At 56.5% G+C, this 12,450-nt stretch carries 17 protein-coding genes; 10 read left to right on the top strand and 7 right to left on the bottom strand.

Features of this window, described 5'->3' with window-relative positions; all coding sequences use genetic code 11:
- Positions 1-115: 115 nt before the first annotated feature.
- Positions 116-853, bottom strand: coding sequence for a nickel/cobalt transporter (locus tag NVIE_RS13340; protein WP_227717390.1), 738 nt, complete (start codon positions 851-853; stop codon positions 116-118).
- A gap of 90 nt (positions 854-943) precedes the next feature.
- Positions 944-1,288 carry a hypothetical protein gene (locus NVIE_RS13335; RefSeq protein ID WP_144239753.1) on the bottom strand — a complete coding sequence of 115 codons (345 nt, stop codon included), beginning with the start codon at positions 1,286-1,288 and terminating at the stop codon, positions 944-946.
- Positions 1,289-1,353: 65 nt separating this feature from the next.
- Here NVIE_RS13335 and NVIE_RS13330 point away from each other — a divergent pair, with 65 nt between their 5' ends.
- Both NVIE_RS13330 and NVIE_RS15650 read left to right on the top strand, forming a co-directional pair.
- Entirely contained in the window at positions 1,354-1,908 is a 555-nt protein-coding gene (locus NVIE_RS13330; protein WP_075055696.1) for a hypothetical protein, read from the top strand.
- 75 nt (positions 1,909-1,983) lie between these two features.
- On the top strand, positions 1,984-2,139 hold the full coding sequence (locus tag NVIE_RS15650; RefSeq protein ID WP_158435248.1) for a hypothetical protein: 156 nt from the start codon (positions 1,984-1,986) through the stop codon (positions 2,137-2,139).
- A 47-nt stretch (positions 2,140-2,186) separates the two neighbouring features.
- Here the strand turns inward: NVIE_RS15650 and NVIE_RS13320 are convergent, their stop codons facing one another.
- Together NVIE_RS13320 and NVIE_RS13315 are read right to left on the bottom strand one after the other, a co-directional pair.
- Positions 2,187-2,840 (bottom strand): CRISPR-associated protein Cas4, encoded by a 654-nt coding sequence (locus NVIE_RS13320; protein WP_075055694.1) that lies wholly within the window; start codon positions 2,838-2,840, stop codon positions 2,187-2,189.
- Positions 2,841-2,882: 42 nt separating this feature from the next.
- The gene (locus NVIE_RS13315; RefSeq protein WP_075055693.1) at positions 2,883-4,085 is read right to left on the bottom strand and encodes a S1C family serine protease; all 1,203 of its coding nucleotides are present in this window, start codon (positions 4,083-4,085) and stop codon (positions 2,883-2,885) included.
- Between the two features lie 70 nt (positions 4,086-4,155).
- Here NVIE_RS13315 and NVIE_RS13310 point away from each other — a divergent pair, with 70 nt between their 5' ends.
- A complete protein-coding gene (locus tag NVIE_RS13310; protein WP_227717389.1) occupies positions 4,156-4,386 on the top strand; it encodes a hypothetical protein in 231 nt (76 codons plus the stop codon).
- Positions 4,387-4,443: 57 nt separating this feature from the next.
- The gene (locus NVIE_RS14995; protein ID WP_144239752.1) at positions 4,444-4,725 is read left to right on the top strand and encodes a hypothetical protein; all 282 of its coding nucleotides are present in this window, start codon (positions 4,444-4,446) and stop codon (positions 4,723-4,725) included.
- Here the strand turns inward: NVIE_RS14995 and NVIE_RS13300 are convergent.
- Together NVIE_RS13300 and truD are read right to left on the bottom strand one after the other, a co-directional pair.
- Positions 4,712-5,068: a winged helix-turn-helix domain-containing protein gene (locus NVIE_RS13300; protein WP_227717388.1), complete on the bottom strand. Its 357-nt coding sequence runs from the start codon at positions 5,066-5,068 to the stop codon at positions 4,712-4,714. The two genes, NVIE_RS14995 and NVIE_RS13300, sit on opposite strands and share 14 nt — an antisense overlap.
- Before the next feature lie 197 nt (positions 5,069-5,265).
- Positions 5,266-6,525, bottom strand: a complete 1,260-nt coding sequence (truD, locus tag NVIE_RS13295; RefSeq protein ID WP_158435247.1) for a tRNA pseudouridine(13) synthase TruD — start codon at positions 6,523-6,525, stop codon at positions 5,266-5,268.
- 59 nt (positions 6,526-6,584) lie between these two features.
- On the opposite strand from truD, the gene NVIE_RS13290 reads away from it, so the two are divergent.
- Entirely contained in the window at positions 6,585-6,995 is a 411-nt protein-coding gene (locus NVIE_RS13290) for an EVE domain-containing protein (protein ID WP_075055690.1), read from the top strand.
- A 48-nt stretch (positions 6,996-7,043) separates the two neighbouring features.
- Positions 7,044-7,739, top strand: coding sequence for a TapB family protein (locus tag NVIE_RS13285; RefSeq protein WP_075055689.1), 696 nt, complete (start codon positions 7,044-7,046; stop codon positions 7,737-7,739).
- On the opposite strand, the gene NVIE_RS13280 is transcribed toward NVIE_RS13285, so the two are convergent.
- Complete coding sequence (locus tag NVIE_RS13280; RefSeq protein ID WP_144239751.1) at positions 7,723-8,232, bottom strand: hypothetical protein; 510 nt, start codon at positions 8,230-8,232, stop codon at positions 7,723-7,725. The genes NVIE_RS13285 and NVIE_RS13280 overlap by 17 nt on opposite strands.
- Before the next feature lie 58 nt (positions 8,233-8,290).
- On the opposite strand from NVIE_RS13280, the gene NVIE_RS13275 reads away from it, so the two are divergent.
- From NVIE_RS13275 to NVIE_RS13260, 4 genes are read left to right on the top strand one after another with little or no spacing between them, the layout of a single operon-like run.
- Positions 8,291-9,592 (top strand): aspartate aminotransferase family protein, encoded by a 1,302-nt coding sequence (locus NVIE_RS13275; RefSeq protein WP_227717387.1) that lies wholly within the window; start codon positions 8,291-8,293, stop codon positions 9,590-9,592.
- Entirely contained in the window at positions 9,592-10,554 is a 963-nt protein-coding gene (gene hemC, locus NVIE_RS13270; protein WP_075055686.1) for a hydroxymethylbilane synthase, read from the top strand. The genes NVIE_RS13275 and hemC overlap by 1 nt, the downstream gene beginning before the upstream one ends.
- The gene (cobA, locus tag NVIE_RS13265) at positions 10,551-11,345 is read left to right on the top strand and encodes a uroporphyrinogen-III C-methyltransferase (RefSeq protein ID WP_075056210.1); all 795 of its coding nucleotides are present in this window, start codon (positions 10,551-10,553) and stop codon (positions 11,343-11,345) included. The genes hemC and cobA overlap by 4 nt, the downstream gene beginning before the upstream one ends.
- The gene (locus NVIE_RS13260) at positions 11,299-12,165 is read left to right on the top strand and encodes a uroporphyrinogen-III synthase (RefSeq protein ID WP_075055685.1); all 867 of its coding nucleotides are present in this window, start codon (positions 11,299-11,301) and stop codon (positions 12,163-12,165) included. The genes cobA and NVIE_RS13260 overlap by 47 nt, the downstream gene beginning before the upstream one ends.
- Positions 12,166-12,450 lie beyond the last annotated feature (285 nt).

The following is a 12,450-nucleotide window of genomic DNA, read 5'->3' as shown; positions in this document are numbered from 1 at the left end:
GCCGTTGGCCCATTGTCGCTTTGTACGGTGCGGTTACCAACTCGCCGTGCTTGGGCTGTCTTGCAGCAGCGAAAAAGGTACGCGTTCAGACATCCTTGACATACTTGCCTACTTTTCACAACAGTCCTAACGCAAAACCGGCAGCCATGACAGACAATATCAGTGCGCTGGCCTTGGGCAGATACTTTGTGTATTGCAGGACTTTGTTCTGGACACGCGTGTAGACTTTGACGGCAAGCACTGTCACGCCGATCAATGCGGCTGCCACCGAGGAGGCATAGGCGATCATCAGCAGGACCGGATTGACGCCGCCAACAGCCAGCGAGAGGATAACAAATTCCTCTTCATGCGCAAAGCCAAGCACCAGTGCCAGGCCCGCTATGGCCGCCAGCGAAGGCGACACCCTTTTCTGGTGAATATGTATGTGCGAATGGTATCCGGTTCCTTTGTGCCAGTGCGCATGCTCATGCTCGACTTGCTTCGATGATAAAGAGGAGGAGGATGATGATCCGTGCAGGTGCCCATGCTGTGTTTCAGCCAGATCCTCGGATTTTTCTTTCCAGAACATGTACGCCAGGACGCCAAGCGCTATTGCAGCGGCATAGTTCACGTAATCATGGGGTATTTGCACGAACATAGTCACAAGGAGGAAGGCAATCACAACGGCTATCGAGGAGAGGAAATGCGCGCCAGCGATGATTCCAGAGCTGGCAAGGCTGCTGAGCAGAGGCCGTCTGCTCCTGATCGAGTACAGGACCGCCACCGTCCATCCATGGGACGGGTTGATCCCGTGCAGCAGTCCAAAGGCGATTACGCCCATCAACACTACTACTGTTGTTTCTGGCTGCGCCACAGGGCCGGTTGTAGCACACAAGCAATGTAAATCTATATCTATCTTGACCGGCGCATTAATCGCAGAGGCTGGCTGCCTGTCGTCCATCGCCTAAGAGACCGTCTTTATCTCGCCTGAAAACTCGGGTATGCCGTCTGCGACCATCTTTTTGAACGCCTCTTCGCCCTGCGCAAGCGGCATCGGCTTTGACTGCGCCTTGGCGTAGCCGTCCTTGTCGCAGATAAACAGCATCGCCTCTTCGCCCCTCGTCATCTTGGCGGCAAGCTCCTCCTCCCCCACGGGCTCAAAAGAGCCCTCGCCGGACTGCTTTATCGTGTACGTCAGCATTGCAAAGCCGGTATAGTCGAACAGCTTCATCTGCGCCTTTTGCGCGCGCTGCTTGCCAAGGTGGGCGGCCTTGTGGTACTGCAACATAGCCGGTGCACTCTTTCGCAAGTATAAGCATTGTGCAGGACAAGCGACAGATTTAAACACGGGCAGGCGGCAGCTAACATATAGTTTTGAACACAAAGGCGATCTATGCTGCCGGCGGAGGCATTGCCATCGCGGCTGTAGTAATATTCTTTGTGCTTGGCGCAAACCCACTACCCGCGCCGAGCACCAGCCCTGGCACGAACTCCACGGCAGGCGCCCCGACCATGGTGCCGCCAGTCATCGGCGTAAAGGACGTCTCGGTGACAAAGGCCGACGACACCCATGCCAACGTGCAGGTCACGTTCACGGTGGAAAACCCCAACACCACCACCATGATACTTGAGACGATACACTACAACGTCAACGTGGACGGCGTGCGCATGACAATCGGCGACGTGGGGCAGAGCGCGCAGGGCTTCCTTGACTCGCAGGGCAACCTGTTCCCCATAGTGGCAGGGTCGACACTGACTGCAAAGAACACCCAGATAGCCGAGCGCAACAGCGCGCTTGCGGACGCATGGGACAAGATGGTCTCCGGCAACGCCAGCTTTCTGGTGGACGGGACCTACTCGTACAGGCTCACGGCCGCAAACCTGCAGACCACTGCGGAAGACAGGGAGTTCAGCCTGACATTCCCGTAAATTTTTATGATAATATCTTGCAGCGCGGGAAGCAATACCGATAAGGATAAAAGCTTTGGGCAAAACGCATACGGCATGGCTGAAGAAATGTTCATTTTCGGCGTGACAACAGGAGTGTTCGCATTCCTAGTAGGCATAGTCTTTGCGGCAAGGGCGAGGAGATACAGTCAGGGGTACAAGTCAGCGGCAGTCGACGCCCACGGAAGCAGCAGCGCCAGTCACGGGGAATAATAACAATAGCAACACCACCTCTCTTTTTACTTTCTTTCTTTACTCACTTATTTTGGCGACAGCTTGCCAAATATTTCCTGCAGCATGTCGGTGGTCTCCTTGGCCTTTTCGCGCGAATAGCAGCGCGAGTAGTACTTGCACTTTAGGCACAGGTCGGACGGCTCGACTATCGGGACCTTGCCGTCCTTCAGGAGCGTGCTCAGCACGCGCGCCCTGCGCACGATTTCCTCGAACATGCGGTTGTTCTTTGTGACGGAATATTCTGTCGTCCTGCCGTCCGCGGTCATGTATATTAGAATGCCCTCGTCCTTGCCAAGCGCAAACAGGCACGCGTTCAGGTACAGCAGGTGCCGGGGATGCGGCATCGCTGGGAGCTCGGGCACTATCTCAAAGCGCACGACAAACTCGTCGCCTATCACCATGTCGGCGTTCACGTCAAGGGTCAGGCTGTCGACCTTGTATTCGCCTTTGATGTTGCTCAGGGCGTTTCGGATGCCGTGGCTCAAGAGTATCGAGACCTTGGACGCGTTGTCCTCCGAGAGGGGATCCTTGCGCTCATAGTAGGAAAACCGCGTGCAAAGCGCCGCTTCAAGCGCGTGTATCCTGTCAGGGTTTTTCTTGTCGACCTTGATGTTCAGGTCGTCGTTGAGGCGGTCAAGCGCCTTTTCTATCATTCCGCGCAGGTTGCGGTCCCCTAGCATCGCGGCGCTTTAGCACCCGGCGGTATATAATATTGTAGCCTGTCAACCGGGTCCCGGCCTTGCCTCGATATGCACGTGCGCCTGCACGTGCTGGCCCGCCCTGTTCAGGTCAAGCGTCACCACGTCGCCGGGGCGCGTGTGCTGCTCGAGGTATGCTATGATGTCTTCCATGCGCTTTACTTCATGGCCGTCAACCGCAGTCACGATGTCGCCGGCCCTCCTGATGTTGTTGCCCAGCCTGTCAAACGCGGTGCCCTGTATGCCGGCCTTTTGCGCCGGCCCGCCCGCCGTGACTTCGGTCACGAGCACCCCCTTGGAGTTCTTGGGCAGGCCAAGCTTTTCTACAATGTCAGGGATGAGGTTTGCGCCGGTTATGCCAAGCCACGGGTGGTCGTACTTGCCGTCCTTTATGAGGGCAGGCACTATGCGCTGCACCGCGCTTGAGGAGATTGCAAAGCCGATCCCGGAAAAGCTCCCGGTGTTTGACTGTATGGCCGAGTTGACGCCGATGACCTCGCCCTGCATGTCAAGGAGGGGCCCGCCAGAGTTGCCGGGGTTTATCGCCGCGTCCGTCTGGATGACATCTGGTATCGAAAAGTCGTTGTCCTCGTTTGGTATGAGCCGGCCAAGCTGGCTCACTATCCCGGTGGTCATGGTGTTGCTGAGACCAAACGGGTTTCCTATGGCGACCACCTGGTCGCCCACCTGCAGGTCGGTCGAGTTGCCTATCTTTAGCGGCTCCAGCTTCTCCGTAAATTCGTCGGTTATCTTGAGCACCGCAAGGTCGCTGTACGCGTCCCTCCCAAGCACCTTTGCGGAATAGGTATTGCCGCTTGTAAAAGTCACGTCGACTGTGCTGGCGCCGTCTACCACGTGGTTGTTGGTGACGATGAGCCCCTGCGCGTCGTAGACAAAGCCGGAGCCAAGCCGGGTCGACTCGCTTGTCAGCGGGTTGCCGTTTATTATGATGTTGTTGTTCACCGTGGAGATGGTGCTTGTTATCTGCACCACCGAGCCTTCCACCTCCTTGAATAGCGAGACAAGGTCACGCTCGGCGGCAGGCACGACAGCAGTCGTAGTAGTAGTTGTTGTCTCCTGCTGCTGCGCAACCGCGCTTGGTTCTGCTGGCTTGGCCCAGAGCGACGGCGCGTACGCCATTATCCCGGCGCCAAGGACGCCTCCGATGATTATCCCTGCAAACAGTATGGCAAGCATGGTGGTAGTCCTGACAGCAGTGGCGGTCATAGTACGGGCCGGATAAGGCACGTAGCAAATAATATCTTGCTTAACATTGTTACGTAAGGGATTATCCCCCTTGGCGTCCAAATGCGGCTTGATGTCGTGCAGGGGGAGATGTGAAAGCTACAGGGCTACCACGACTATTGGCTCCGGGAGGTATGCCAGCGGCCAGAAAAGGTGCCAGATATGCGACCTGTTCATAATGTGCGAGGGAAACGTCTGCCCCTGCTGCGGCTACAGGCTGCGCACCAAGCCCCGCGGCCAGAAGCACAAGCAGAAGATCCGCGCAGCAAGTGTGGTGCCTTAACTTTGTTAATCGACTTTAATTAACTTGGCATGCGCGTCAGGTCATGATCATCATTATATGGCGGCCATCGAAAGACCAGCAGCTTCTTATTCTTCTTTTGTACGCCCGTCTGCCCGAAAAAAGCCCCGCGTGCGCGCCCATTTTCTCATCTGCAATTCGTGCCTCTGGTGCGCCTCGGGGCTTGGCCCGGCTGCCCGCATTGACATGTGCCCCGGCTGCGGCAAAACGCCGGTTGAGGCGCTTCCCATCATGCCAAACGAAATGTACAGCATGAAAAAGACGGGCAACAGCGGCGTCGAGCTGGATTTTACCACCACTACTACCACTACTCTGGCGTGAAATGCCCCTTGCTTCGCGGGAACATCTTTTCGTACGGCTCCAGTATCGTCCTGCAAAATTCCATGCCCCACGCCGTCGTTGAATAAAACGTGACCGTCCTTTTGCCGGCAGTCCTTTCCGACCGGCGCACGAGCCCCTTGAATTCAAGGTCGTCAAGTATGGGCTTGTGCTTTTTCAGGTTCAGCCCGCAAAAGCTGACAAGCGCGGTCTGGTTCAGCTCGCCATACTCCACCAGTTTCAGCAGGATGTCCTTGACGATGTAGATCCTGTCCCGGTAGGATACTGTTGCCTGCTGAGCTACTGCTGCTGTTGTTGTTGCTGTTGATAATGATGGAGGCACCACAGCCGCGACACACTGTACAATATGCGCGGAGGATATCTAAAGGTCGATGAACAATGTTAAGGTGAGAGAGTGAACAATGTTACGCCAGCCTTTAATACAGAAACAGGCTAGCAGGGGTAGCTAACCCCAAGAACAGAGCGGCCCTGCCCGGTCGGCGCCTCTTCCCTTTCCGCGGGCAGGGCCCACTGATCGTGCCATCAAAATCCTGCTTTTACCGGGTTTTCCGGTTTTATCAGCTCGCGCAAGAGCGTGGTGGCGTACGAGCCCTTTGGGAGCTTGAACGAGACTGTCAGGGGGTTTTTCTTCCAGACAAAGTCCCTGCACCACAGGGGCGCCTGGCGAAATCCGCCCTGCTGGCTCAGCTCCTGCATCTCTTTTACGTAAAAGTCCTTTGCAGCGACTCCTTCCTGTGCGAGCAGTTCCTTTGTCATCTCCTCAAAGCGCCCCTTGCCCGGCTGGAAGGTATAGCCGGCCATCCTCACCGCCGGGACAGACTGTACATTAGAAGAAGAAGGATCGTATTTCTTTATCCTGCCAAACGTAAAGGGGCCCTCCATCTCAAAGCACAGGTCGCCCTGCTTTGGCGACGCGATGTCCTCGCCCTGCCCGATTGCCCTGCTCACGCACCTGTTAAAGATGTATGCCTGGTACGCCTGCACAAAGAGCCGGCGTATCTGTATCGGCACAGCGCGAAGCGCAGCTATGGGTTCTTTGCCTGCCACAAGCGCGGACAGGAGCTGCCTTTCAATGTCCATGCCCCGGGGCATCTCCTTGAGCGCCTGCCGGTAGCCGGAAGGGTCGAGGCATCTGCGCCTCATCTCGCGGCTGGAATCGGTGTCGTACTCTGTGGTGTACGACAGCAAGAGCTCCACCGCCTTTGCAAAGTCTTTCTTCACTATCGCCCTGCCCACGAGGTGGGTGACGAGGCGCTCGCTTCCAAACCGCTGCAGGCCGTAAAAGTTGGCTATTTTTTGCACCTGCCGCTCAAAGCCGGAAATGTTGTCGCGCAATGGATTCTGGATGATTATGGAAAACTCGTTTCCTGCAAGCAGTTTTCTGCCAAGCGGCCTCTTTGTAAAGCCCTGGAGCGTCAGCCTTGTATGCTTTGTGCGCAGCTCTTTTGGCGCGCCCTGCCACGCCCCCTCTGTTCCTGCGTACTGGCTCGTTACTGCCTTTGCGTCCTTTATCCCCATCACGCGCAGGCGCACACGGTGCTCCCGCTCGATTTCAAACAGCGCGTGGTTAGAATCCACTCCCTCCTTTTCCAGCAGGTAGAGCGGATAGCGGTGCGCGCCGCCAAACTCTTTTGAAACGCCAAGCGACGACTCGTCGACGAGTTCGGACACCCTGAACGATGTGCTGTCTTGCTTTATCGACCCGCCGATGCCAGGAAAATCGGTGCAGCAGTAGCACTCGATTCCGGCCATCAGGTCTATCTTGGGGACAGTCGGCTGCAACAGCGTAGCGTTTCCTCCTTTGTAACTTATATTGTGCGGCCGCCGACCGGTGGCTGTATATGGCATCATCATACTGGCTGTTCAAGCAAGAGCCTTCCACGTACAACTATTCGCAGCTGGAAAAGGACGGCAAGACAGTGTGGGACGGGGTGGCAAACAACCTTGCGCTCAAGCACCTGAGGAGCGTGAAAAAGGGCGACAAGGCGATATTCTACCACACCGGCGACGAAAGGCAGGCAGTCGGCATAATGGAAGTCATATCAGACCCCTACCCGGACCCAAAGGAGAAAGACGAGTCGCTTGTCGTGGTTGACGTCAGGCCGGCTGGCAGGCTGAAAAAGCCGGTGACCCTTGACCAGATAAAAGCAGACAGCGCGTTTGCGCAGTGGGAGCTTGTCAGGATATCGCGCCTGTCTGTGATGCCAGTCCCGGAAAAGCTGTGGGAAAGGATAATGAAGATGTCAGGTTAAAATGTCCGAAATTCTATAAATAAGGCAGGAAACTGAAGAGGAGCTGTCGTGACCCCAAAGCAGCAAGTCGCAGTCATGGTCGGCCTGTTCTCCGCGCTAGGAATCGGCGTGAGCGTTGGCATTATCGCGTTTGGCGGAGGGTTTGCGGGCGGCGACACCTCGATATTCAACCCGCCTACTTCGGCCGATATTTACGTGATAGGCGCGCAGGTCACAGACGGCCTTTCGATGGGCTACACCGTGGACTCGCAGGGCCCGCCGTCGCTTGCCGATGCAAACGTTTCGATAACATTCAACAAGTCAGGCGACAGCTGGCGCACCGCGTTTGACGTCGTAAACGGCACGCAGGGAACGCAGCAGTTTGACGTCATGTTTTCAAAAGAGCTCACCAAGGAAGGAAGCATTAGCGAGCCTGCAAGGCAGTACCTGGAACCAATCGAGTCGTCGATACTTGCGATAAGGGACATGGACTATGGCGGAAGGGACAAGTACCTGGTCGTGGGCGCGCCGTGGAACACCATAGTCACAGGCGGCACGACTCCGATCACGGTCAAGATAACGAGCGAGGAGCAAGTCACCACGCCGGCAGGCACGTTTGACGCGCTGGTGCTCAGCTACAAGCTGAGCAACAACACTAGCAAGATATACGTCGTAAAGGACCTGCCGATGCCGGTCAAGGCAGAGACGTACGACATCAACGACCAGCTGTACTACAGGTACGAGCTCGTCAGCCTGTCGCGCTGACGAAATACACGTTTTCCATCAGCCAGTCCGCGTATTTTTTCACGCGCTCGTTGTCCACCCTGCACCACAGGTGCACCGAGCCGGGAAGCACTTCAATCCGGCCTTCTGCAGCCATCACCACCTTGACCCCCTCCTTGCCCTCGTACATGTAGGCGTCAAGCGCCTTTGCGCCGGGCCCGAGGATTTCGGCGGCTTTTTGTTTTACCGTTTCGCGTGGCACCGGAAACGTCCGGCGGAACTTGTCGACTACGATGCCGACATTTTCCGTACCGTACGAGTCGACGTCTGCAACCTTGGCCGGAACTGGAAAGTGCAGCTGCAGGTTGACTCTGTGCCGCGAGCCGACAAACAGCGCAAGCTCGTTTACCTTCTGGTACGCCATGTGAGGGTTCCTTTTTGCCATGGCCAAAAGGGCGTCGCGGTTCTGGGCCACGTTCGCACGGAAATCATCCATGAGGGCGGAAAACGCAGTAGTCCCCAATGCTCCTCCCAATGCCGCGGCAGATTAATGAACGTATACGCTTATTATGGCGCAAAAACGACAAACATCCGTGGTGGCGGCGGCTAGCAGCAGGTCAGAGCAGCTGTACAACAGGGCAAAGAAGGTGCTGCCCGGAGGCGTCGACAGCCCGGTCCGCTATTTCGAGCCGTACCCGTTCTTTGCCGCTTCGGCAAGGGGGAGCAAGCTGGTGACTGCCGACCACAGGACGCTTACAGACTATTGCATGGGCTACGGCGCCATGCTGCTCGGGCACGGCTACCCTTCCGTGCTCGACGCGGCCAGGTCTCAGCTTGACAAGGGAACGCTGTACTGCGTGCCGACCGAGCTTGAGATCAAGCTTGCAGAACTTGTTTCAAAGGCGGTCCCCTGCGCCGACATGGTCAGGCTCGTCAACACCGGGTCAGAGGCCACGATGAACGCGATACGCCTTGCAAGGGCGTTTACAAAGAAAAAGAAGGTCATAAAATTTGATGGCGGGTACCACGGCGCGCACGACTATGTCCTGGTAAAGGCAGGGTCGGGCGCGGCAAGCCTGCCGGCTTCAGAAGGCGTGCTCGAAGAGGCGTCGGCGCAGACCATCGTTTCCCCGTACAACGACGCGGCAGAGCTGGAGCGCACTATTGAAAGGAACCGCGACGATGCTGCCTGCGTGATAATGGAGCCGGTGCTTGCAAACATCGGCCTTGTGCTCCCGGACAAGAACTACCTGAGCGACGTCAGAAAGATAACGCAGCAAAACGACACAGTGCTGATATTTGACGAGGTGGTCACGGGTTTCAGGCTTGCGCTCGGCGGTGCTGGCGAGTTCTTTGGGATAAGGCCGGACCTGGCGACCTTTGCCAAGGCGCTTGGAAACGGCTTTCCGGTAGGCGCGATTGCAGGGAGCAAGGAGATAATGCAGCAGCTGGCTCCGGCAGGCAGGGTGTACCAGGCAAGCACTTTTGCCGGAAACCCCGTGTCGGTGTCTGCGGCAATTGCGGCACTTTCGACGCTCTTTGAGGCCAAGGACTCTATCTACCCGCAGGTCGCAAGGACGTGCGACAGCATAGTGGAAGGCATCAGGGAGGAGCTCGAGGACATTGGCGGCATAAATTGCACGATAAACTCTATCGGCTCGATGTACCAGGTGTTTTTCACCGCCGACAGGGTGAGGGACGAGGCGAGCGCGAAAAAGGCGGATCCTGCCAAATTCAGGAAATTGTTTGACGAGTTGCTAAGGCGCAACGTGTTCATACCGCCGTCGCAGTTTGAGACGTGCTTTGTGTCGTACGCTCACGACGAGGACGACGTCGACAGGACTGTGGACGCGTACAGCGAGGCTTTCAAAAAGATAAAGGAACAGCAGAAATAATGAAAAAGACAGCAACAACCATCAGGGTAGGCACGAGGGGAAGCAGGCTTGCAGTCGCGCAGACCGAGCTTGCGCTTGCCGCGCTCAGAAAGGCTCACCCCGGCGCGAAATTCGAGGTCGTGACGATAAGCACCAAGGGGGACGTCGACAGGCGGCCCCTGTTCACGATGGACGAAAAGGGGATCTTTGAAAAGGAGGTCAACGAGGCGGTGAAAAAGGGCCAAGTCGACTTTGCGGTGCACAGCCTCAAGGACATCCCAAACGACCTTTCAGACGAGCTGATAGTCGCATGCATACCAAAAAGGGCAAGCCCCAACGACGTCCTTGTGAACGAAAAGGGGCAAAAGCTGAAAGAGCTTGCCGCCGGCTCTGTGGTGGGCACGAGCAGCCTGCGCAGAGCGATTCAATTGATGAAGGAGCGGCCCGACATTTCAGTCAAGCCGATACGCGGAAACGTCGAGACGCGCGTGAAAAAAGTGATAAGCGGCGAGTTTGACGCAGTCGTGCTTGCCGAGGCAGGGCTTACAAGGATAGGCATGAAAGACGTGATAGTAGAAAGGTTTGGGGTGCGCGACTTTGTCCCGGCGCCGGGGCAGGGCGCGATTGCCATTGTGTGCAGGCGCGACGACAAAAAGACGATAGAGATGCTCCGGAGCATCGAGGACCCGAGGTCGAGGGCGGAGGTTACTGCCGAGCGCGCGCTCATCGAGAAGGTGGAAGGGGGATGCAGGTTCCCGCTTGGCGCAGTCGCGGTGACGACAAAGGAAGGCGGCAAGATAACGCTCTATGCAAGCGTGTTTTCGGTAGACGGGAGCAGGAACATCAAGGTAAGGAAGACGGGCAGCGCCAAGAACGCGGAAAAGCTGGGCAGGAGTGTCGCGGACCTCCTCGTCAAGCAGGGCGCGCAAGAGATGGCAGAGGGCTGGCGCAGGGCCGTCGAGGAGTGGAACAAAAAGGCATGAGTATAGGCAGGGTGTACATCTGCGGGGCGGGCCCCGGCGACCCCAAGCTGATGACTGTGCGCGCGATGGAGCTCTTGAAGAGCTGCGACGTGGTGCTTTACGACCGCCTCGTCGGGCAGGAGATAATCGACCAGATACCGAAAAGCGCGGAAAAGGTGTACGTCGGAAGGGCGGTTGGCGACCCCACCACGCACCAAAAGCGCACGAATGAGCTGATGGTAAAATACGCCAGAAAGAACAAGAGCGTGCTCCGACTGAAGGGGGGCGACCCGTTCATCTTTGGCAGGGGCGCAGAGGAGGCAGAATACCTGCTGGAGCGCAAAGTCCCGTTTGAGATAATCCCGGGCATCACGTCTGCCATAGCCGGGCCGGCGTACGCCGGCATCCCGCTGACCCACAGGCGCTATTCGTCTGCCGTCGCGATTGCAACAGGGCACGAAGGAGTAGACAACAAGGGTGACGATGAGGTGTCGGTCGACTGGAAAAAGCTGCCGGGCGCAGTCGACACGGTCGTCGTGCTTATGGGCATCGGCCAGCTGGAAGAGATATCAAAAGACCTAATAAAGGGCGGCATGAAGAAGGACACAAAAATCGCGATCATCGAAAACGGCACCACTGCAAGGCAGAGGGTCGTCATGGGGACGCTTGCGACAGCCGCCAGGGTCGCAAGCAAGAGCGAGATAAAGCCGCCTGCGATTATTGTAATAGGCAAAGTTGCTTCGCTTCATGAAAAAATCGCGTGGTTTGGAGGAGGAGAAGGAGGAGGCGGTGGCAAGGGTGCCAGGCCTTGAGGGCAAGGTCCTTGCGATAACGAGGGGCAGAAAGGAAGCAGCCGAGTTTTCAAGGCTCGTGAAAAAAGAAGGCGGAAAAGCCGTCCCCATCCAGGCCATCGAAATCGTCCCGGAGGGCCGCAAGGCTGCGCGGCAGTTCCTGAAACTGCTTGAGGAAAAAAAGCACGACTATTGCGCTTTCATGAGCGCGCAGGCAGTCGCCGTGCTTTTTGAACTCGGCGGAAAAGAAAGGATCGCCTCCGCGCTAGAGTCGACAGAGGTCATCGCAGTCGGGCCAAAGACAAAGCAGGAGCTGGAAAAGCGCGGCGTCAGGGTCGCCATGATGCCCAAGGCCTTTTCTTCGATAGGGCTTGTGGAGCTGCTGTCGTCGTCATCGTCATCATCATCAAAAGACAGTCACAGGGGCAAAAAGATCATAATCCCGCGCAGCGCGGAGGCAGGCGATTATGCCGCAAAGGCGCTTTTGGACCTTGGCATGGCAGCAGTCGACGAGGTTTTCCTGTACTCTGTGCGCACCGCCAGCATCACGCCGGCGTGGAAAAAATTCTACAGGATGCTTTTGGACAGAGAAATCGACGCGATAGTGTTTACCAGCGCGTCAAACGTCCGGTCGTTTTTTGAAATCGTCGACAGGCTTGGAGGGGTGCGCGTAGACCGGCTTGTGCAGGCAGTGGTGTCGATAGGACCGTTCACAAGCGCCGAGCTAAAAAGAAGAAAAGTCAGGCACCGCGAAGCAAAGCACCATACAGTAGAGGGAACCGTGCAGGCTGCAAAAAAGCTGCTTGTTAATACTACTAGTACTACGAGCCGTTCAGGGTAAAGACGAGCTTCACGATTGCAAAGATGATTATCGCTGCTCCCCCTGCTGCGGCAAGTGCAAATTTCTTTTTTGCAGGCGTCATGATTAATTATACAAGTGGGGTTTGCCCAGAGCCAGTTAAAAGTTGTCTGAAATAATGAAGAAAAGCGGGGTTTCTTGCGCGTTTTGCGGGCTGCACACTCCGGTTATTCTATAAGTAATTCCACTCAGCAATCTATCCTGTACAGCCGTACAGAGCCGGACAAAAGTAGACGGTAACAGAGTCTTCTTTGTGTTTGCTTAAAT

The sequence above is a fragment of the Nitrososphaera viennensis EN76 genome (assembly GCF_000698785.1).
GTDB classification, from domain to species: Archaea; Thermoproteota; Nitrososphaeria; order Nitrososphaerales; family Nitrososphaeraceae; genus Nitrososphaera; species Nitrososphaera viennensis.
The sequence above is the reverse complement of the archived record's forward strand: the minus strand, read 5'-3'. Positions and strand labels throughout refer to the sequence as shown.